Consider the following 19,853-nt stretch of genomic DNA (forward strand, 5'->3'; position numbering starts at 1 on the left):
CCACCCCCCGCCCCTCCCTTCCAGGGAGGGGAGCAAGGCGCGCCTCCTACCCGCGCGCACGCGCCTGTCGATACGTCCCCAGCACGCGCACCCATTTCGAATGGAACGCGAGTTCCGCGAGCGCACGCCCCAGCCCCGGGTCGCCCGGACGGCCCTCGACATCGGCGTAGAATTCGGTCGCCGCGAAGCTGCCGCCGCGCTGGTAGCTTTCGAGCTTGGTCATGTTCACGCCGTTGGTCGCGAAGCCGCCCATTGCCTTGTAGAGCGCTGCCGGAACGTTGTTCACCTCGAAGATCAGCGTCGTCATCCACGGCCCGTCACCGATCGGCTCATGCCCCTCGCGGGCGAGCACGACGAAGCGGGTGGTGTTGTGCTCGGCGTCGGCAATGTCGCTCGCGAGCGTCTCCAGCCCGTACAGCGCCGCCGCGCCGGGGGGCGCGAGCGCCGCCAGCGTCGGGTCGGCACGCTCCGCCGCTACCGCCGCGGCCCCCGCGGTATCGGGATAAGCGACCGGCAGGATGCCCCGGTCGCGCAACCACAGGCGGCATTGCCCGAGCGCCTGCGGATGGCTCATCGCCTCGCGCACTTCGGACAGCGGCCCCGTCCCCATCAGCGCGTAGCGGATCGCGAGGAAATGCTCGCCGGTGATGATCAGCCCCGATTCCGGCAGCAGGAAATGCATGTCGGCAACGCGCCCGTGGAGCGAATTCTCGATCGGGATGATCGCGCAGTCCGCGCGGAAATCGCGCACCGCGTCGATCGCGTCGGCGAAGTCGAAACACGGCAGCGGCAGCCCTTCCGGAAACGCCTGAAGCGCCGCGATATGCGAGTTCGCCCCCGGTGCGCCCTGGAAGGCGACCGCGCGGGACGGCTGGGCGGCGGCGGCGTTGGTCATCTGTTCGACGAGCGCGCGGGCGGGGGCGGCAAAATTGTCCATACGGCCCCGGCGCGTACCCGGCTCGCATCGGAACAGCAAGCGGTGGAAAACGCGCGGCTTGCGATGCGCGTCCGGCGAATCTATGCACGGTAGGATTATCGCGGCTCCACTGAGGGCCGAACATCGGCAGGGGTAGCGGCACGACATGGACAACCGGACCAATACGATCGCGGGCTGGGTGCTCGGCACGATGGGCCTGGCGCTCGCGCTGACGATCGGCGGCAACATGCTGGTCAAGCCGATCGCCTCTGAAAAGGAAGGCTATCCGATCGAAGCCCCCGCCGAGGGCGGCGAAGGCGGTGCCGCCGCTGCCGAGGAACCGATTGCCGCGCTGCTTGCCAAGGCCGACGCCGCGCACGGGGCCGAAGTGTTCAAGAAGTGCACCGCCTGCCACTCGGTCGCGCAGGGCGGCGCGAATGGTATCGGGCCGAACCTGTATGGCACGGTCGGCGAAGCCATCGCGCAGGGCAAGGGCGGCTACGCCTTCTCGGATGCGCTCAAGAAGGCGGGTGCGGGCAAGAAGTGGGACTTCGAGGAGCTCAACAAGTGGCTCACCTCGCCGCGTGGCTATGCCGCCGGGACCAAGATGACCTTCGCCGGGCTGACCGCGGGCAAGGATCGCGCCGACGTGATCCTGTATCTCAACCAGCAGGGCTCGAACGTGCCGTTGCCGCCGCCCCCCGCGGGCGCACCGACCGCAACCGATGCCAAGACCCCGCCCGCTGCGGGTGAGGCCGATCCGGGTGGCAAGGCGTCGCCGAGCGTCGAGGGGCTTGGCAACACCACGGTTCCCGCAGCCGCGGGGAAGTAATCCGCTTACGCCCCCCTCCCCCGTTCTCGCGAAACGAACGGGCGGAGGGGACGGCATCACCCGCTAGAGCGCGCGCGGTTCACCCTCGGCGAGGAAGTGCGTGCAGAGCTGCGCCTCGGGCGTATCCCCTGCCTCCAGCGCAGCAACCGTGACCCAGCCCGCCGCACGCATCTGCGCCGCCACTGCGGGATCGGTCCCCATCGGCACGAACAGCCGTCGCCGGTCGACCTCGGCGAGCCCAGCCGCGACGATCGCATCGGCGTAAAGCGAGAATCCGACCGCGGACTCCTCGGCACCACCTTCGTGCATGATCGTATAGGTGCCGCCACGCCCGATCTCGCCGCGCACGCCGCCCGCGAAGATCGAGAAACCCAGCCAGCTCTGATATTCGAAGCCGTGGCGTTCGGTCGGGTCGAGCGTGAGCGCGACGCGGCCCTTCAATCCGTCCGCGATCTTCCACAGCGCATCGAGCCGCGAGGTGAGCGCGCCGCGCGCGTCGAACGCGCACAGCCGGTCGTGCGCGGTCTCGAACGGGCCGGCGGCTTCGATCAGCGGGAGGTAGGCGGGCGCGATCGCCGCGACCCCGCCCGCGTCCTTGGCATCGAGCCGGTCGCGCAACGCATCGATCTGCGCCGCGTCGATCGGGAACGGCCCGCCTGCGAGCACGTCGATCAGGTCGGGGAGCGTGAAGTCGATCGAGATATTGGTGACGCCAGCCGCCTCTAGCGCGGCGACCGCGACCTCGACCACTTCGCGCGCCGCCGCGACCGTATCGAGCCCGATCAGCTCGCAACCGATCTGGCGGAGTTCACGCTCGGGCGCGAGCTGCGAGGCGCGCAGCTTGAGCACCGGGCCGGCGTAGGACAGCCGCACCGGGCGCGGGTGATGCGCCATGCGGGTGGCGGCGATCCGGCCGATCTGCGCGGTCATGTCGGGGCGGATCGCGAGCGTCGCCTGGCTGACCGGATCGACGAAGCGCACCGCATCCTGCGCGCGCGCGGACTTGAGGCGACCGGCGAGGCCAGCCTCGAACTCGGCGAGCGCGGGATCGGCGCGTTCGTAACCGTACGCATAGGCCGCGGCGAGCGCGGCGGCCTCGAGCCGGGCGGCGGCGTCGGCGAAGGGAGGGAGCCGGTCACGAAAGCCGGTCGGGAGGAGCGCGGTGGTCATCAAATGTCCTTCTCCCTCTCCCCTGCGGGGAGAGGGCCGGGGAGAGGGGCAGCCGCAAGCGCAGCGCCGATCGTCTCGAGCACGCCGTCGAGATTTCCCATCACATCGGCATTGTCGAAGCGGATCACGCGATACCCTTGTCGTTCGAGCCACGCGGTGCGGCGGGCGTCGGCGCTCTCGTCGTCGGCGTGGGTGTCGCCGTCAAGCTCGATCACGAATTTTCGGGAGCGCGCGACGAAGTCGGCGATGAATGGGCCGATCACGACCTGGTGGGTGAACTTGACCGCCGCGAATCGTTTGGCGCGGAGATTGTACCAGAGGCGTGCTTCTGCGGGGGTTGGGTTGCTGCGCATTGCTTTTGCACGCGCCAGCAACAGCTTGTCGGTTTGCGGCACGGCCCCTCTCCCCGGCCCTCTCCCCGGAGGGGAGAGGGAGAAGAAGAGGGTACCGTTTGCCAGTTAGAACGCCAGACCCATCGCGGTCACCACGCCCGGCAGCGCGCGGACTTGCGCCAGCAATTCCGGCGTCAGCGCCTCGTCGATCGACAGCAGCAGCACCGCCTCGCCACCCGCCGAGCGGCGACCGAGGTGGAACGTCCCGATGTTGACCCCGCCCGTGCCGAGCAGCGTCCCGAGGCGCCCGATGAACCCAGGCGCATCCTCGTTGACGACGTACAGCATGTGGCCCGCGAGATCGGCCTCGACCTTGATCCCGAACAGTTCGACCAGCCGCGGCGCGGCATCGCCGAACAGCGTGCCCGCGACCGAGCGCTCGCCCGCATCGGTCTTGACCGAGACGCGCAGCAGCGTGTGGTAATCGCCCTCGCGCTCGGTGCGGACTTCGCGGACTTCCATTCCGCGTTCCTTGGCGAGCAATGGCGCGTTGACCATGTTGACCGTGTCGGTCTGCGTCCGCAGGAACCCGGCGAGCACCGCCGACACCATCGGCTTCTGGTTGAGCTCGGCCGCGGCACCCTCGCTGTGGATCGAGATCCGCGCGATCGCGCCGTGCGTGAGCTGGCCGACCAGCGACCCGAGCTTCTCGGCAAGCGCCATGTACGGCTTGAGGCGCGGCGCTTCCTCGGCGGAGAGCGACGGCACGTTGAGCGCGTTGGTGATGCCGCCCGACATCAGATAATCCGACATCTGCTCGGCGACCTGGATCGCGACATTGACCTGCGCTTCGTCGGTCGAGGCGCCGAGATGCGGCGTCGAGACGAAGTTGGGCGTGCCGAACAAAGGCGAGTCCTTGGCGGGCTCGGTCACGAACACGTCGAGCGCCGCGCCGCCGATGTGACCCGAATCGAGCCCGGCCTTGAGCGCCGCCTCGTCGATCAGGCCGCCGCGCGCGCAGTTGATGATGCGCACGCCCTTCTTCGTCTTGGCGAGATTCTCCGCTGATAGGATGTTGCGCGTCTGGTCGGTGAGCGGGGTGTGGAGCGTGATGAAGTCGGCGCGCGCGAGCAACTCGTCGAGCTCGACCTTCTCGACGCCGAGTTCGACCGCGCGTTCGGGCGAGAGGAACGGATCATAAGCGACGACCTTCATCCGCAGGCCGAGCGCGCGATCCGCGACGATCCCGCCGATGTTGCCCGCGCCGATCAGGCCGAGCGTCTTGGCGGTCAGCTCGACCCCCATGAAGCGGTTCTTCTCCCACTTGCCCGCCTGCGTGCTGGCGTCCGCTTCGGGAAGCTGGCGCGCGAGTGCGAACATCAGTGCGATGGCGTGCTCGGCGGTGGTGATCGAATTGCCGAACGGCGTGTTCATCACCACGACGCCCTGCGCCGACGCAGCGGGGATATCGACATTGTCGACGCCGATCCCGGCGCGGCCGATGACCTTGAGGTTGGTCGCGGCAGCGAGAATCGCCTTGGTCACCTTGGTCGAGCTGCGGATCGCGAGGCCGTCATACTCGCCGATGATCGCGATGACTTCTTCCGGGGTCTTGCCGGTGATCTCGTCGACTTCGACGCCGCGTTCACGGAAGATCTGCGCGGCTTTGGGGTCCATTTTGTCGGAAATGAGGACTTTTGGCATGATTTTTCCTTCTGCTCCCTCTCCCCTTCAGGGGAGAGGGTCGGGGAGAGGGGAAGTGGGCAATTCGGGGGAGGTGGCGTGCTGGACTGCCCCTCTCCCCGGCCCTCTCCCCGCAAGCGGGGAGAGGGAGAAGCGGTTACGCGGCCTTCACGCTCGCATAGGCCCAGTCGAGCCACGGCCCGAGCGCGACGATGTCCGCGGTGTCGACGGTCGCGCCGCACCAGATCCGCAGGCCCGGCGGTGCATCGCGGTAGCCCGCGATGTCATACGCCGCCTTTTCCTTCTCGAGCAGCCCGGCGAACGCCTTGATGAACGCCTCGTCCGCGCCCTCGACCGTCAGGCAGACGCTGGTCTTCGACCGCGTCGCTTCGGCCGCCGCGAGATGCCCGAGCCACGGCCGGTCCGCGACGATCTGGTCGAGTGCCGCCGCATTGGCGTCGCTGCGCGCGATCAGCCCGTCCGCGCCGCCGACCGTCTTCGCCCATTCGAGCGCTGCGATACAGTCCTCGACCGCGAGCATCGACGGCGTGTTGATCGTCTCGCCCTTGAACACGCCTTCGGTCAGCTTGCCCTTGGAGACCAAGCGGAACACCTTCGGCAGCGGCCAGGCGGGGGTGTAGCTCTCGAGCCGCTCGACCGCGCGCGGCCCGAGGATCAGCACGCCGTGCCCGCCCTCGCCGCCGAGCACTTTCTGCCAGGAGAAGGTCGCGACATCGATCTTGTCCCAGTCGATGTCATAAGCGAACACCGCGCTGGTCGCGTCGGCGAAGGAGAGGCCTTCGCGGTCGGCGGGGATCCAGTCGGCATTCGGCACGCGGACGCCAGAGGTGGTGCCGTTCCAGGTGAACAACACGTCGTTCGACCAGTCGACTGCGTTCAGATCGGGCAACTGGCCATAATCGGCGCGGACGACGGTGGGATCGATCTTGAGCTGCTTGACCGCGTCGGTCACCCAGCCTTCGCCGAAGCTTTCCCAGGCGAGCGCGGTGACGGGTTTAGCCCCCAGCATCGTCCACATCGCCATTTCGTAAGCACCGGTGTCGGAGCCGGGGACGATCCCGATGCGATGCGTATCGGGGAGCTTCAACAGCTCGCGCATCAGGTCGATCGAATATTGCAGCCGCGTCTTGCCGATCTTCGAGCGGTGCGAGCGCCCCAGCGATTCGGTCGCGAGATTGGCGGGGTTCCAGCCCGGAGGCTTGGCGCATGGCCCTGAGGAAAAATACGGGCGTGCAGGCAGTTGCGCAGGACGCGCAGGCAGTTCAGTCATGTAGTCTCTCCTTACAGAGAGCACGCGCGGCGTTGGGACCGCGTGGCCCGTCGCCGCTCCTAAGCCCGTGCCGCGCAACGTCAAGTCGTTTCGGTCGACACGCACGCAACGATCGTTCAGGATACGAGTCTTACCGGGGGGTAATCACATGAAGATCATCGATCCGCGCGAACCCGCTGCGGTGTATTCCATCGTCTTGTGGCTTGTCACGGATCTGGGGGTTGCAGTGTCCGGCGCACTGCTCATCGTCAGCCTCGGGGGTTTCGGCGACATCTGGTCCCCGCCCGCGCTGGACTTCGTCAAGCGCTTTAGCATCGCGACCAACATCTGTTCGATGACAGCGTTTGCTTTGTCCGTGGTATGCTTCGCACGCTGGATCCACAACGCAAGCTTACGGGCACACTTGTTTTCCGGCGGGATGACGATCTCGCCGGGCTGGGCAATCGGTTCTTATTTCATACCGATCGTCAACCTGTTCAAACCGTTCCAGGCGATGCGCGAGATCTGGCAGGCCAGTATCGCGCCGAATGCCACCGGTATCGTACCCGTGCCGGTCGGGATGCGAATCTGGTGGGGCCTGTGGCTGGTACGCGTCGGTCTGAGCAATGCCAATTACCAGGTCATCGCCAACGTCAGGAACCTCCTCGACATCGGGATCAGCGGAGCGCTCAACATCCTGACGTTCGTGATCGACGTGCCGATGGCGGTGCTGCTGATCGTCCTGATCCGTCGGCTCGGCGCAAATCACCGTGCGCGCGTCGAAGCACAGATTTTTGGATAGCGATCCGGGCACGGGAAGACGCTAACGGTCTGGCATGTTTCGTAGCCTTGCCGTTGTTCTGCTGACGCTTTCGCTCGCCGCCTGCGCATCGGGAGACCGACGTAACGCGCAAGCGCCGCAGCGCCCGACAGGGTCGCGCCCGATCACCCTCGACCTGCCGACCAGCCGCGAGACCAAGGCGTGCTTTGCCGACCTGTCGCGCGCCGAGGTGCGCTACTCCCCCCTGCCCGACCGCGATTATGGCGGCGGATGCCAGATCGTCGGCGCGCTGCAACTGCTCGACATCGGGATCCCGGTCACCAACCTGCGCGCGATGCGGTGCGGGCTCGCGAAGAGTTTCTCGGGCTGGGTCGAACATGCGGTCGTCCCCGCCGCGCATCAGATGCTCGGCAGCGACCTGGTGCGGATCGAGAGCATGGGCACCTACGCCTGCCGCAACGTCGTCGGCACCAAGGCGGCCTATGCTGCGCGCCGGTCCGGCCATGCCACCGCCAATGCGGTCGATATCTCGGGGTTCGTGCTCCAGGACGGGCGGCGGATCACGATCCAGGGGGGATGGAACAACCCGGATCCCAACATCCGCGCGTTCCTGCGGACGATCCGCGCGTCGGCGTGCCGGCGGTTCGGCACGGTGTTGAGCCCGGATTACAATGCCGCGCACTACAACCACCTCCATATCGAGGACGATCGCGCGGGGTTCTGCCGGTGACGGTGGCACGTCTTGCCTTCAAATCCGCCACCGAAAGGCCTATTTGGCGCAGATGAGTCAGTCCCCCAAGCACGACACGCACGTTCCCTCGCGCGTATTCCCCGCCGCCCGCACCGATGCCGAACAGGCCAAGACCGGTGTCAGCACCCCGCAGACCGAAACCCCGGCGTATCGCCTCGCCTTCCAGGACATGGATTTCCTGCTGCGCGAGGATCTCCGCCCGATCCGTTTCCAGCTCGAATTGCTCAAGCCCCAACTCATCATGGACGAGGCCAACATCGCCTCGACCTTCGTGATGTACGGCTCCGCGCGCATCCCCGAGCCCGCCAAGGCGCAAGCCGTTCTCGACATTGCCCATGCCGCGGTCGACAATCGCGAGCAGGCGATCCGCATCGCCGAGCGGCTGGTTGAGAAGTCCAAATATTACGACGTCGCACGCGAACTAGCGCAACTTGCAAGCGGATTTCCGCTCGATACCGAAGGCAAGCGCCACTTCGTCGTGTGCTCGGGCGGCGGCCCTTCGATCATGGAAGCCGCCAATCGCGGTGCCGCGGAAAGCGGGCATGAATCGATCGGGCTCAACATCGTACTCCCGCACGAACAGGCCCCCAATCCGTACGTCACCCCGGCGCTGTCGATGCAGTTCCACTATTTCGCGCTGCGCAAGATGCACTTCCTGCTCCACGCGCGCGCGCTTGCGGCGTTCCCGGGCGGGTTCGGGACGTTCGACGAACTGTTCGAGCTGCTGACGCTGATCCAGACCGGCAAGATCGCGCCGATCCCGGTGCTGCTCTACGGCCGCGACTTTTGGAACCGGGTCGTCAATTTCGACGCCTTGGTCGAGGAAGGCGTGGTCAGTGCCAAGGATCTGTCGATCTTCACCTTCGTCGAGACCGCGGAAGAAGGCTGGGACGTCGTCCAGGAGTTCTACCGCGACCGCGACTGATGCCGGCCGGCTCGGGCGGTGTCGATGCACCGCCCGAGCCGCAACCCCTTACAGCGCCGGTTCGCGCAGCAACGGCGCGTGCCGGTCGACCAGCGTCGCACTCGCGGCGTTAAGCCCGATCACCTCCACCGCGATGTCATGCCGCCGCATCTTGGACACGACGTCCTCGAGCGCGCCGACCGCGGTAATGTCCCACAGATGCGCACGCGTGAGATCGATCCGGGCGTTGCGCGCGGTATCCGCCACGTCGAACCGGTCCGCGAAGATGTCGGCGCTGGCGAAGAACACCTGCCCCGTTACGTCGTACAGTCGGGTGTCGCTCGCTTCGTCGTAAGCGACCGCGACATCCATCAGCCGCGTGACCTTGAACGCGAAGAACACCCCGCTGAGCAAGACCCCGACGACAACCCCCATCGACAGGTCGTGCGTCAGCACCGTGACCACGACGGTCGCGAGCATCACCACGCCCGACACCTTGGGATGCCGCGCGAGATCGCGCAGCGAGCCCCAGGAGAAAGTGCTGATCGACACCATGATCATGATCGCCACCAGCGCCGCGACCGGCACTTGCGCGATCCACGGCCGCAGCGGCACCATCACCACCAGCAGGAACACGCCCGCCGCCAGCGTCGACAGCCGCCCGCGCCCGCCATAGCGGACGTTGCCGACGGTCTGCCCGACCATCCCGCACCCGGCGATCCCGCCGAACAACCCCGCCGCGAAGTTGGCGAGCCCGAGCCCGGTCGATTCACGCGCCTTGTCGCTCTTGGTTTCGGTCAGATCGTCGACCACGGTTGCGGTCATCATCGATTCGAGCAACCCGACCGCCGCCATCGCCACCGCGTAGGGCGCGATGATCGTCAGCGTGTCCCAAGTGAACGGCAGATTGGGGAGCGCAAACGTCGGCAGCGATGCGGGCAGTTTGCCGAGATCCGCCACGACATGGACCGGCATCGGAAACGCGATGCTCACCGCGGTCAGCACGACGATGCAGATCAGCGGCGACGGGATCGCGGTCGTGACCCGCGGGACGAGGTAGATGATCGCCAGCCCCAGCGCGATCATCGCATAGGTATGCCAGCTGACGCCCAGCATCTGCGGCACCTGCGCCGAGAAGATCAGGATCGCGAGCGCGTTGACGAACCCGGTCCGCACCGAGCGCGAGACGAAGCGCATCAGCACGTCGAGCTTCAACAGCCCGAACACGATTTGCAGCACGCCTGCGAGCAACGTCGCGGCGAGGAGATATTGCAGGCCATGCGCATGGACGAGCGCGGCGGCGACCAGCGCGACCGACCCCGCCGCGCCCGAGATCATCGCCGGACGCCCGCCCGCGAATGCGATGACGATGCCGATGACGAAGGAGGCGAACAACCCGACTTGCGGGTCGATGCCGGCGACGAAGGAGAAAGCGATGACTTCGGGAATAAGCGCGAACGTCCCCACCATGCCGGCGAGGACATCGCGCCGCGCGCCGGTAAGATCGGTGAACCATTCGGCGCGGTAGCGCGAAAGAGACAGTGTATTCATGAAAATGAGGTCCGCATTGACCGCCGACACGCGTCGCTTCCTTGCGACACGCGGATGTTTGAATTGGCGGATTGCGTTGTCCGGCGGATCGGCGGCCGGAATAGCCACCCGGGTTTTCACCGGGTCCTTACGAATGCAGCGCTGCTAGGCGAGAATGCGCGGCGGCGCAACCACCTTGGGCGACGGCCCGGCAGCCGTTCCGCGCGCTCCGCTCCTTTACCTGCGGTCACCAAGGTGCAGCACGCCGCATGGCATGGTACGCCAAGATCGAGTGACCACCGCAGCAATGGGTCATCATGACATGATTGTCATGCAAATGTGGTCTTGTCGATCACCTGCGTTTGTCATTTACTGCTTATCATTGCCTTGGGCCTTGTTATAGCGAGATTTCCCCGCCTGGCATTTCGGACTGATATGAAATCGATCTATGCAAACGCACGCATGGCTGTTGCTTTTCTTGAAGTTCACGATCTCGAACCGCGGGGAGAAACGTTCGAGATCGCGTATGATATCACCGCCAATCCGATGACGGATTTTGCCCGCGCGATCGCGGACGAGATCGACGCCGGCGTGCGATTGACTCCGGATATCCTGGCAAAGCTTCACACGCGGTTCGACCGCGCGCATCGTGCCACCGACGTCGCGACGCGCGAACGCTCGGTCGAGCGGCGGGCATCGCGGCTCAATACGCTGACGTCGGACGCGCAGGACATCACCCGCACGCTCGGGCATGACGTAACCGCGCTGGCGAAACAGGCGGACAACTGGCCCAGCACCGAGGATCTCGTCGTTCGGCTGTCGGATGCCGAGCGCGATCTGTCCGAGTTGCGAGCCGAATTCGCGAAATTGCGCGACGATGTCGTCGCGACGCCGGGTGGCGAGGAAGACCTCGACCATGACAGCCTGACTCGCCTCCTGAACCGCAACGGCGGTGGCCCGGTGCTGGACAAGCTGGCAAGCGAAGGCCCCTTCATCCTCGTGATGTTCGGGATCGACACGCTCGATCCGATCAACGCTCGCTATGGCCGCGCGGTGGGGGACAATATCCTCAACGCACTCGCCACCACGCTCCGCCAGACCTTCGCCAGCAGCGATGTCATCCGCTGGAGCGGCAACCGGTTCATCGTCGCGACGGCGGACTTGTCCTTCGCTGCGGCGCGGCTGGTGGCCGAGGATGTGCTGTCGTCGTTTTCGGCGCGACGGTTCAAATTGCGCGGGACCGGTGAATGGATCGGAATCGTGACCGCATCCGCGGGGATCGCGATGGGAGCACCGGGGGCAATCGACGCGACGCTCGAACTCGCCCGGCACAACATGCAGACCGCGCTGGAGAATGGCGGGAACGCCGCCGAGTCGTAAAATCCGCCACGCATTACAGATGGACCCCCCGCCCCGCCCGCATTAGGGCTGCACGCTTTGTCACAGACGATGTGTGGAACAGGCCGTGGGAAACGTAGCAGTAATCGGCGCTCAATGGGGCGATGAGGGCAAGGGCAAGATCGTCGACTGGCTCGCCGAGCGCGCCGATGTCGTCGTGCGCTTCCAGGGCGGGCACAATGCCGGCCATACGCTCGTCGTGGGCGAGAGCGTCTACAAGCTGTCGCTGCTCCCCTCGGGGATCGTGCGCGGCACGCCGTCCGTCATCGGCAATGGCGTGGTGCTCGATCCGTGGGCGCTGAAGGCCGAGGTCGAGAAGCTCCGCGGCCAGGGCGTGACGATCACCCCCGACACGCTGATGCTCGCGGACACCTGCGCGCTGATCCTGCCGTTCCACCGTGATCTCGACGCGCTGCGTGAGGATGCGAGCGGTGCGGGCAAGATTGGCACGACCCGGCGCGGGATCGGCCCTGCCTATGAGGACAAGGTCGGCCGCCGCGCGATCCGTGTGTGCGACCTCGCGCATCTCGATTCGCTCGATGCGCAGCTCGACCGGCTGACCGCGCATCATGACGCGCTGCGGGCAGGCTTCGGCGAGCCGCCGATCGATCGCGAAGCCTTGGTGCAGGAACTGCGCGAGATCGCCGATTTCGTCCTGTCGTTCGCCAAACCGACGTGGCGCGTGCTCAATGACGCGCGCGCGAACGGCAAGCGGATCCTGTTCGAGGGCGCGCAGGGCGTGCTGCTCGACGTCGACCACGGCACCTATCCGTTCGTCACCTCGTCGAACACGATCTCGGGCACCGCAGCGGGCGGCTCTGGCCTCGGCCCGAGCGCGGTCGGCTTCGTGCTGGGGATCGCCAAGGCGTACACCACGCGCGTCGGCTCGGGCCCGTTCCCGACCGAGCTCGAGGACGAGACCGGTGCACGGCTCGGCGAGCGCGGGCATGAGTTTGGCACCGTCACCGGGCGCAAGCGTCGCTGTGGCTGGTTCGATTCGGTGCTGGTGCGGCAGTCCGCCGCGGTCGGCGGCATCACCGGAATCGCGCTCACCAAGATCGACGTGCTCGACGGGTTCGACGAGGTGAAGATCTGCACCGGCTACCGCCTGCGTGGTGAAACGCTCGATTATTTCCCCGCGCACGCCGCGGATCAGGCCGAAGTCGAGCCGGTTTATGAGAGCATGCCCGGCTGGCAGGAAACCACCGCAGGCGCGCGCAGCTGGGCGGATTTGCCCGCGCAGGCGATCAAGTACATTCGCCGGATCGAGGAACTGATCAAATGCCCGGTCGCATTGGTCTCGACCAGCCCCGAGCGTGACGACACGATCCTCGTTCGCGACCCCTTCTCGGACTGACACGCAAAAGGCCCCGATTGCTTTCGCAACCGGGGCCTTTGCTATCTACCTTGACGGCAGGATGATTACATCGGGCGCTTCTTGGTGCGCTTCGACTTAGTCGTCGTCGTGGTGTCCGTGGAGCTACCGGTGGTCATCGCCGAATCGGTCGACGTCGCGGGATCCGCAGTCGTCGGGGCAGTCGGCGTGCTTGGCTGCATCGACGGATCGGCCTGTGCCGAGCCTGCTGGTGCGCCCGGCATTGCAGACGGATCACCCGGCATCGTCGACGGTGCGCCTGGCATCGAACCGGGGGCACCCGTCTGCGCGCCGCCGGGGGCTGGCGTCATCTGCGAGACGGCTGCGGTGGAAAGTCCAAGTGCGGCAATTGCTGCCAAAGTTGCGATACGCATGGGTCTGGTCCTCTTCTGTGACATGACCTTCGAATGGGTCGGGGTAATAACGCCCGACTTGCGTTTTGGTCCCTCTTTCCGTCGCCGATTTTAACCAACCTATCAGTTTATTAACCGTTTTTGGCCCCGCATTGCGCCATGTGCAGCAGTTTTTGGTCAGCCAGCACGAGCGCCACCATCGCCGCCACCACGGGTACGCCCCGAATGCCCACGCACGGATCGTGGCGCCCCTTGGTGGCGATTTCGGCGGCTTCCCCGTCGGGCGAAATCGTCGCCACCGGGGTCAGGATCGAACTCGTCGGCTTGAACGCAACGCGCAGCGTCACGGGCTGGCCGGTGGCGATCCCGCCCGCGATGCCCCCGGCATGGTTGGCGAGGAACTTGGGGCCATCCGTCCCCGGACGCATCGGGTCCGCATTGTCCTCCCCGCGCAAGGTCGCAGCAGCAAAGCCGTCGCCGATCTCGACGCCCTTCACCGCATTGATCCCCATGCACGCCGACGCTAGTTCGGCATCGAGCTTGGCATACAGTGGCGCACCCCAGCCAGCGGGCACGCCTGTCGCCGCACACGCCACGACCGCGCCGAGCGACGAGCCCGACTTGCGCGCAGCATCGACCAGCGCTTCCCAGCGCGCCGCCGCCTGCGCATCGGGGCAGAAGAACGGGTTGCGGTCGATCTCGTCCACGTCGAAATTGACCGGATCGATTGCGTCGCCACCGATCGCCTCGACCCAGGCAGTGATCGTCACTTCGCTGACGACCAGCCGCGCCACCGCCCCCGCCGCGACCCGTGACGCAGTCTCGCGCGCAGACGACCGCCCGCCGCCGCGAAAATCGCGGAAGCCGTATTTCGCGTCATAGGCATAATCGGCATGGCCGGGGCGATACGCCTTGGCGACCTCGGAATAGTCCTTCGAACGCTGGTCGACATTCTCGATCATCAGGCTGATCGGCGTTCCCGTCGTGCGCCCCTCGAACACACCCGAGAGGATGCGGACCTGATCGGGCTCCTGCCGCTGCGTGGTGAAGCGCGACGTGCCCGGGCGGCGCTGGTCGAGCCACGGTTGGATGTCCGCCTCGGTCAACGGGATCCCCGGCGGGCACCCGTCGACGACCGCGCCAATCGCGGGACCGTGGGATTCGCCCCAGGTGGTGAAGCGGAAGACGTGGCCAAAAGTGTTGAAGCTCATCCCCTCCCTGTCATCCGCCTGTGCGTGCGGGTCAAGCCATCGGGCATGATCAGCCCTGCGTCCGATCGCCGATCAGTTCAGGCGAATTTGCAATTTTGGTGGGCGGCTTCGACCACCGGGGTTGGGATAGCGTGCATTCGCCTGGCAAACAAAGACGCGGGCGGAGCGCTGCACGTGAGGGCAACCGGCGGAAAATCTTTGGTAGAAGCAATCGTCCTGTCAAATATGACGTCTAGATCTACCTGCCATGTCCTGGTCCGCGCTGCTGATACCCGCACTGGTCGCAATCGCTCTCGCAGCAGCGATCACCATCAGCGTGCAAAACTGGAACCGCTTGGAACCGGCGTTGGCAATGTGGGGTTGGCTCGGCACATTGCTTGTCGCAATCCTGCAACTCTGGATGGCATACGATGGCTGGACCCGTGGCGACAGCATAAGGACGGCGGTATTCGGAATCGGTGCCGTCGTTCTGTCGATGGTAGGTATCGCAGAATATCGGCGGACGCGTCGGCAAACTGGCCACTGAGCGGCGCGCGTCCCTGACGAAGGTCCGCCTTCAACGTGGTGAAGCACGATGTCCCCGGGCGGCAATGATCGAGCCGAAGATGGATATCGGTTTCGAGTCAGCGAAATATCCGGCGGGCACTCGTCGACCACCGTGCGATCGCGGGACCGCGGGACCGCGAGATGCTCCCTGGCGGCGAAGCGGAAGACGTGGCCAAGGAAAGTTGGTATTCCAAGAACGTCTGGTTGGGTAGGCAAAAAGTCTCTGAAGCGATCGAGATTGCCTTGCTGAGTTAGGATCGTGCCCCTGCACAACGAGTATCAAAGCCGCGCCAAACCGGAAGGGGGGTGGCCTTCGTGATCTGCACGCGATTCACCATCAGTCATCAGCTCTGAAATAACTCAAAGTAATACCAATATCATTCGATTAGTTTCATTAGAGTGATTATTTGTTCGTTTTCTCAAGAATTATATTTACTTCAATAGAGGTCTTCATACACTACCATTATGCTCACATGCGATGTAAGTACGCCATCTGAGATTAGCTGAATCGTTTCCACTCTCGCAGACATCATGTTCATATCACGAGATTTTAAAAGCGAAGTATGTCTGTAATGTCCTTCTTCAACCGCGCATGTCCGGTCTGTGCTTCCGCTTCCTCACATGCCGAGATGTCCTCTGATCAGCGCGCCGAGGAACTCTCGCTTGATCAACTCCGCCCCTATTGGAGCGGCCTGTTCAAGGAAAAGATATTCTTCTCCTACGATCGGTGCGCGATGTGTGGCGTTTTGTTCGCACCGACGTATTTTTCAGATGAACAACTCGGGCAGCTTTATGCCGACATGGCGCCGAACATGGAAATGGTGCCGACCGCCGCGCTTGAAGCGACGCAGCGCGGATATTGGGATGTCGCGGCCAAGACGGCGCCGCTTGACGGTGGATATCTCGAAATCGGCCCCGACGTCGGCTATATCGTTCGCCATGCAGTCTTCGAAGCGCGGTTTGACCACTATTGGCTGTTCGAGCCGAATGGTGCGGTCCATGGCGCGCTAGCGGAAGCGACAGGGGATAAGCCGCACGATATAGCGTTCGAGATGAACGATCTGTCCATGGTACCCGACAGCTCGGTCGGCCTCGCTGTGATGGTCCATGTGCTTGACCACTTGCTCGATCCGCGAGCGATGCTAGAGCGTATCCGGGTCAAGCTCAAGCCTGGCGGTCTCGTGATGATCGTTACCCACAATGAGGCGTCGTTGCTGCGCAAGGTGATGGCTTCGCGCTGGCCGCCTTTCTGCCTCCAGCACCCCGAAATCTACAGCCCGGCCTCGATAAAGAACCTCGTCCGCCGTGCTGATTATCAGAAGGTCGAGGTGCAGAGGTCCGTCAATTATTTCCCGATCGACTTCATGATACGGCAAGCCGCCTACACGGTAGGGATCAACTTGGGCAAAACCCCCTTACCCAAGACGGCCTTGGGCTTGAAGCTTGGCAATATGATCACGCTAGCGCACGTCTGAGATTGCGTTCCCGGTTCGGGGTGGTTTTGGAAGCGACTTGGGAGGGGTTAACGGCCGCGTCTGGGCCTGACCGGGACTAATCAGCACATCGAGGACTCGGAAAGTTCGTCGAATTCTAGCGCCACTTCCGGCTGAGTAGAATCGCTCATCTGCGATCCATACTCAGCCGCGGATGGGCGTTACTGACCATCCGCTCCGACCAGCCGAACATACAATAACGAACAATGCGCGCAGCCGCGGCTCACCCCAGCTGGATCAGTTCCAGTCGGTTGCCAAACGGATCCTCGGTAAAGAACCGAATGCGCCCCGGGATCGGCACGTCCTCGCCGATCGGACACCCCGCATCCTCCAACCGTCCGCGCAGCGCGCCAAGATCGTCGGTCGTCAGCGCGACATGCGCCTTGCGTGCAGGGTGGAAATCCGCGTCCGCGCCGAGATGAAGCTGGTGGAGGCCGAGATCGTACCAGCACCCGCTCCGCCCCGCCAGACTCGCGGGACGGTCGAGTTCGCGCAGGCCGAGCAGCGTACCGTAAAAGGCACGCGCCACGTTCTCGCTACCCGGCGGGATCGCGATCTGCACATGGTCCAGCGCGAACGCCATTACGCCAGCGCGATGTCCGGCGCATCCTCGGCCTTCATCCCGATCACGTGATAGCCCGCATCGACATGATGCGTCTCGCCGGTCACGCCGCTGGCGAGGTCGCTCAACAGGTACAACCCGGCCCCGCCGACGTCCTCGATCGTGACGTTGCGCTTGAGCGGCGAGTTGAGCTCGTTCCACTTGAGGATCAGGCGGAAGTCGCCGATCCCCGAGGCGGCGAGCGTCTTGATCGGCCCGGCCGAGATCGCGTTGACGCGGATATTGTCACGCCCGAGGTCGACCGCGAGATATTGCACGCTCGTCTCGAGCGCAGCCTTGGCGACGCCCATCACGTTGTAATGCGGGATGACCTTCTCAGCGCCATAATAGCTGAGCGTCAGCAGCGATCCGCCGTTGGGCATCATCGCCGCCGCGCGCTTGGCGACCGCGACGAACGAATAGACTGAGATGTTCATCGTCATCAGGAAGTTGTCGAGCGACGTATCGACATAGCCGCCACGCAGTTCGTTCTTGTCCGAAAAGCCGATCGCGTGAACGACGAAATCGATCGTCGGCCATTCCTTCGCGAGATCGGCGAAGGTCGCGTCGAGCGCGTCCATGTCCGACACATCGCAGTTGAACAGCCGCGCCACACCGAGCTGCTCCGCCAGCGGCCGCACGCGTTTTTCCATCGCTTCGCCCTGATAGCTGAATGCGATTTCCGCACCAGCTTCGCTCAGCTTCTTGGCAATTCCCCAAGCAAGCGAACGATCATTGGCCAAACCCATGATCAAACCGCGTTTGCCCGCCATCAATTCCGTCACGCCGCTACCGCCTCCTGTTGGTCTGCTCCGCTCTCTACCCCGTGTTCGGTCGGTTCCGCCAGTGCTGCATTGAGATGCGCGCCAAACACGATCCCCAAACCGACCAGAAAGAAGAACAACAAGGCAACGATCACACCCGCGAGACTGCCGTAGGTAAGGTCATAACTGCCCAGCTGCGACAGCACGAGCGGGAGCAGCGCGGTGATGCTGATCCACCAGACGGTGGTGAACATCGCGCCGGGCCATTTGGGGCATTTGCTCAGGCGGTATTTGGAAGGCGTTACCGACAGGAACAGCATGTACAGCGCACCAAACATGACGACACCCGGTACGGCCCGCGATAGGCCGACCCAGCCCGCGATGTCCTCGGCGAACGGCAACAGCGCATAGATGAAACGCTCCGCCGCGGTCAGTACGCCCTGAATCAGGAACGACAGCAATGCGAGCACGACCGACGCGATGATCACCAGCATCGAGCTCAACCGATAATGCCAGAACGGCTTGCTCGATTTGACGCCGTACGCGCGGCGGAAGATGTCGCGGATCGTCTCGACGAAACTCCCGACCGACCACAAGGCGACCAGCGCACCGATCCACAGCAGCGAGCCGGTCCGCGCGAGCAGCACGTCGTGAATCGGCTTCTCTAGCAGTTCGGCAACATTGCGCGGCAGCACGTGGAGGAACGAGGCGACCGCACGCTGCGTCTCTTCGCTCTGGCCGATCAGCGAGGCGATCGCGGCGGCCAGGATAAAGAAGGGGAAGACCGTCAGCAGTGCAAGATAGGCGAGGTTGCCCGCGTGGATGAAGCCGTCGGTGAAAACGCCGATCAACGCCCGCTTGGTCACCTCCCACGCGCGGGCCAGGATATTGGCGCGTCCCGCTGCGGTTTTGAGGTGGTTGCCCGCCCCTCCACGCAGCGCACGCTCTTCGGGGGAGGCGGGGGAAACGTCACTCATTCGGCGTTAGACGCCCATGTCACCCCGAGGGTTCCCTAAGTCGCGGTCTTTCCAGCCTTGTACGAACTCGATCAGCGCGTCGTCGCCGACCGGCAAATCGACCATCAGCGTCACCAGCTGGTCCCCGCGCGTGCCGTCCTTGCGGTGAAATCCCCGCCCACGCAGCCGCAGCATCTTGCCCGAGGAAGAGCCCTTGGGGACCGTCAGCATCACCGCGCCTTCGACGGTGGGCACGCGGACGCTCGCGCCCAGTACCGCTTCCGACAGGCTGATCGGCAGGTCGAGGAGGACGTTGTCGCCATCGCGTTCGAAGAAGCGATGCGGCTGGATTTCGATCGTGACGATCCCGTCGCCATTGCCCCCCGGCCCCGGCTGTCCCTTGCCCGCAAGCCGCATCTGCGCGCCGCTTTCGAGTCCCGCCGGAATCTTGAGGTCGATCGTCTTGCCATCGGCGAGCGTGATCCGCTGCGGCTTGGCGGCGGCGGCATCGGCAAACGACACGTCGAGCTTGTAGAGGACGTTCGCGCCCTTGGGCTGCTCGCGCCCACGGCCGAAGCCACCGAATCCGCCCGAGAAGCCGCCCCCGCGCCCGCCACCCGAGAACATGCCCTCGAAAATGTCGCTGAGATCGGGGCCATCCGCCTGAAACCCCTGCCCGCCCGGACCGGGGCGGAACCCGCCGCCCCCGCCGCCCGGACCACCGAAACCGAACGGCGACGCGGGATTGCCCTCACCGTCGATCTCGCCGCGGTCGAAGCGCGCGCGCTTGTCCTTGTCGTTCAGGATGTCATAGGCTTGCGTCACCTTGCCGAAGCGGTCGCTGGCCTTGGGATTGTCCTTGTTGCGATCGGGATGAAGTTCCTTCGCAAGCTTGCGATACGCCTTCTTGATGTCCGCTTCGCTCGCGGTGCGTTCGACGCCCAATGTCGTGTACGGATCGGCCACTTCTATCCCCGGTGTTGGTCT

Annotated in this window: 20 protein-coding genes and 1 other annotated feature; of the genes, 8 read left to right on the forward strand and 12 right to left on the reverse strand. The window is 64.9% G+C overall.

All coding sequences use genetic code 11. The features are described 5' to 3' along the window. Nucleotides 1–46 precede the first annotated feature (46 nt). Nucleotides 47–937 carry a prephenate dehydratase gene (locus AC3WJR_RS13185; protein ID WP_492725461.1) on the reverse strand — a complete coding sequence of 297 codons (891 nt, stop codon included), beginning with the start codon at nucleotides 935–937 and terminating at the stop codon, nucleotides 47–49. 145 nt (nucleotides 938–1,082) lie between these two features. On the opposite strand from AC3WJR_RS13185, the gene AC3WJR_RS13190 reads away from it, so the two are divergent. Further along, nucleotides 1,083–1,748 carry a c-type cytochrome gene (locus AC3WJR_RS13190; protein ID WP_492725462.1) on the forward strand — a complete coding sequence of 222 codons (666 nt, stop codon included), beginning with the start codon at nucleotides 1,083–1,085 and terminating at the stop codon, nucleotides 1,746–1,748. 63 nt (nucleotides 1,749–1,811) lie between these two features. On the opposite strand, the gene AC3WJR_RS13195 is transcribed toward AC3WJR_RS13190, so the two are convergent. The 4 genes from AC3WJR_RS13195 to AC3WJR_RS13210 form a co-directional block, all read right to left on the reverse strand. Continuing rightward, the gene (locus AC3WJR_RS13195) at nucleotides 1,812–2,918 is read right to left on the reverse strand and encodes an ATP phosphoribosyltransferase regulatory subunit (protein ID WP_354279192.1); all 1,107 of its coding nucleotides are present in this window, start codon (nucleotides 2,916–2,918) and stop codon (nucleotides 1,812–1,814) included. Beyond that, nucleotides 2,918–3,313 (reverse strand): endonuclease domain-containing protein, encoded by a 396-nt coding sequence (locus AC3WJR_RS13200; protein ID WP_492725463.1) that lies wholly within the window; start codon nucleotides 3,311–3,313, stop codon nucleotides 2,918–2,920. The genes AC3WJR_RS13195 and AC3WJR_RS13200 overlap by 1 nt, the downstream gene beginning before the upstream one ends. Before the next feature lie 63 nt (nucleotides 3,314–3,376). Beyond that, a complete protein-coding gene (gene serA, locus AC3WJR_RS13205; protein ID WP_492725464.1) occupies nucleotides 3,377–4,954 on the reverse strand; it encodes a phosphoglycerate dehydrogenase in 1,578 nt (525 codons plus the stop codon). 136 nt (nucleotides 4,955–5,090) lie between these two features. After that, the gene (locus tag AC3WJR_RS13210; protein ID WP_492725465.1) at nucleotides 5,091–6,224 is read right to left on the reverse strand and encodes a phosphoserine transaminase; all 1,134 of its coding nucleotides are present in this window, start codon (nucleotides 6,222–6,224) and stop codon (nucleotides 5,091–5,093) included. Between the two features lie 148 nt (nucleotides 6,225–6,372). Between AC3WJR_RS13210 and AC3WJR_RS13215 the strand changes: the two genes are divergently transcribed. The 3 genes from AC3WJR_RS13215 to AC3WJR_RS13225 are packed head-to-tail and all read left to right on the forward strand — an operon-like array spanning nucleotide 6,373 to nucleotide 8,660. Beyond that, a complete protein-coding gene (locus tag AC3WJR_RS13215; RefSeq protein WP_492725466.1) occupies nucleotides 6,373–7,005 on the forward strand; it encodes a DUF4328 domain-containing protein in 633 nt (210 codons plus the stop codon). 34 nt (nucleotides 7,006–7,039) lie between these two features. After that, the gene (locus AC3WJR_RS13220; protein ID WP_492725467.1) at nucleotides 7,040–7,714 is read left to right on the forward strand and encodes an extensin family protein; all 675 of its coding nucleotides are present in this window, start codon (nucleotides 7,040–7,042) and stop codon (nucleotides 7,712–7,714) included. Nucleotides 7,715–7,766: 52 nt separating this feature from the next. Continuing rightward, the gene (locus tag AC3WJR_RS13225; RefSeq protein WP_492725468.1) at nucleotides 7,767–8,660 is read left to right on the forward strand and encodes an LOG family protein; all 894 of its coding nucleotides are present in this window, start codon (nucleotides 7,767–7,769) and stop codon (nucleotides 8,658–8,660) included. Nucleotides 8,661–8,708: 48 nt separating this feature from the next. Here AC3WJR_RS13225 and AC3WJR_RS13230 read toward each other — a convergent pair whose 3' ends face one another. Beyond that, nucleotides 8,709–10,190, reverse strand: coding sequence for a SulP family inorganic anion transporter (locus tag AC3WJR_RS13230; RefSeq protein ID WP_492725469.1), 1,482 nt, complete (start codon nucleotides 10,188–10,190; stop codon nucleotides 8,709–8,711). 74 nt (nucleotides 10,191–10,264) lie between these two features. After that, nucleotides 10,265–10,320 (reverse strand) — a sequence feature (sul1 is cis-regulatory element that is thought to sense ions involved in sulfur or methionine metabolism; They are found in Alphaproteobacteria). Between the two features lie 311 nt (nucleotides 10,321–10,631). On the opposite strand from AC3WJR_RS13230, the gene AC3WJR_RS13235 reads away from it, so the two are divergent. After that, the gene (locus AC3WJR_RS13235) at nucleotides 10,632–11,549 is read left to right on the forward strand and encodes a GGDEF domain-containing protein (RefSeq protein WP_492725470.1); all 918 of its coding nucleotides are present in this window, start codon (nucleotides 10,632–10,634) and stop codon (nucleotides 11,547–11,549) included. An 85-nt stretch (nucleotides 11,550–11,634) separates the two neighbouring features. Then, a complete protein-coding gene (locus AC3WJR_RS13240) occupies nucleotides 11,635–12,924 on the forward strand; it encodes an adenylosuccinate synthase (protein ID WP_492725471.1) in 1,290 nt (429 codons plus the stop codon). Between the two features lie 65 nt (nucleotides 12,925–12,989). Here the strand turns inward: AC3WJR_RS13240 and AC3WJR_RS13245 are convergent, their stop codons facing one another. Together AC3WJR_RS13245 and aroC are read right to left on the reverse strand one after the other, a co-directional pair. Next, nucleotides 12,990–13,316: a hypothetical protein gene (locus AC3WJR_RS13245; protein WP_492725472.1), complete on the reverse strand. Its 327-nt coding sequence runs from the start codon at nucleotides 13,314–13,316 to the stop codon at nucleotides 12,990–12,992. A gap of 110 nt (nucleotides 13,317–13,426) precedes the next feature. After that, the gene (aroC, locus tag AC3WJR_RS13250) at nucleotides 13,427–14,506 is read right to left on the reverse strand and encodes a chorismate synthase (RefSeq protein ID WP_492725473.1); all 1,080 of its coding nucleotides are present in this window, start codon (nucleotides 14,504–14,506) and stop codon (nucleotides 13,427–13,429) included. 247 nt (nucleotides 14,507–14,753) lie between these two features. On the opposite strand from aroC, the gene AC3WJR_RS13255 reads away from it, so the two are divergent. Then, nucleotides 14,754–15,032, forward strand: coding sequence for a hypothetical protein (locus tag AC3WJR_RS13255; protein ID WP_492725474.1), 279 nt, complete (start codon nucleotides 14,754–14,756; stop codon nucleotides 15,030–15,032). 592 nt (nucleotides 15,033–15,624) lie between these two features. Next, nucleotides 15,625–16,527 (forward strand): class I SAM-dependent methyltransferase, encoded by a 903-nt coding sequence (locus AC3WJR_RS13260; RefSeq protein ID WP_492725475.1) that lies wholly within the window; start codon nucleotides 15,625–15,627, stop codon nucleotides 16,525–16,527. Nucleotides 16,528–16,768: 241 nt separating this feature from the next. On the opposite strand, the gene AC3WJR_RS13265 is transcribed toward AC3WJR_RS13260, so the two are convergent. The 4 genes from AC3WJR_RS13265 to AC3WJR_RS13280 are packed head-to-tail and all read right to left on the reverse strand — an operon-like array spanning nucleotide 16,769 to nucleotide 19,832. After that, on the reverse strand, nucleotides 16,769–17,128 hold the full coding sequence (locus AC3WJR_RS13265; RefSeq protein WP_492725476.1) for a VOC family protein: 360 nt from the start codon (nucleotides 17,126–17,128) through the stop codon (nucleotides 16,769–16,771). Continuing rightward, on the reverse strand, nucleotides 17,128–17,931 hold the full coding sequence (gene fabI / locus AC3WJR_RS13270) for an enoyl-ACP reductase FabI (RefSeq protein ID WP_354279177.1): 804 nt from the start codon (nucleotides 17,929–17,931) through the stop codon (nucleotides 17,128–17,130). Before fabI ends, AC3WJR_RS13265 begins: the two co-directional genes overlap by 1 nt. Then, nucleotides 17,928–18,887 carry a YihY/virulence factor BrkB family protein gene (locus AC3WJR_RS13275; RefSeq protein ID WP_354279176.1) on the reverse strand — a complete coding sequence of 320 codons (960 nt, stop codon included), beginning with the start codon at nucleotides 18,885–18,887 and terminating at the stop codon, nucleotides 17,928–17,930. Before AC3WJR_RS13275 ends, fabI begins: the two co-directional genes overlap by 4 nt. Nucleotides 18,888–18,893: 6 nt before the next feature. After that, entirely contained in the window at nucleotides 18,894–19,832 is a 939-nt protein-coding gene (locus AC3WJR_RS13280; protein ID WP_492725477.1) for a DnaJ C-terminal domain-containing protein, read from the reverse strand. Nucleotides 19,833–19,853: the final 21 nt, after the last annotated feature.

The sequence above is a fragment of the Sphingomonas sp. FW306-05-A genome (assembly GCF_058782275.1).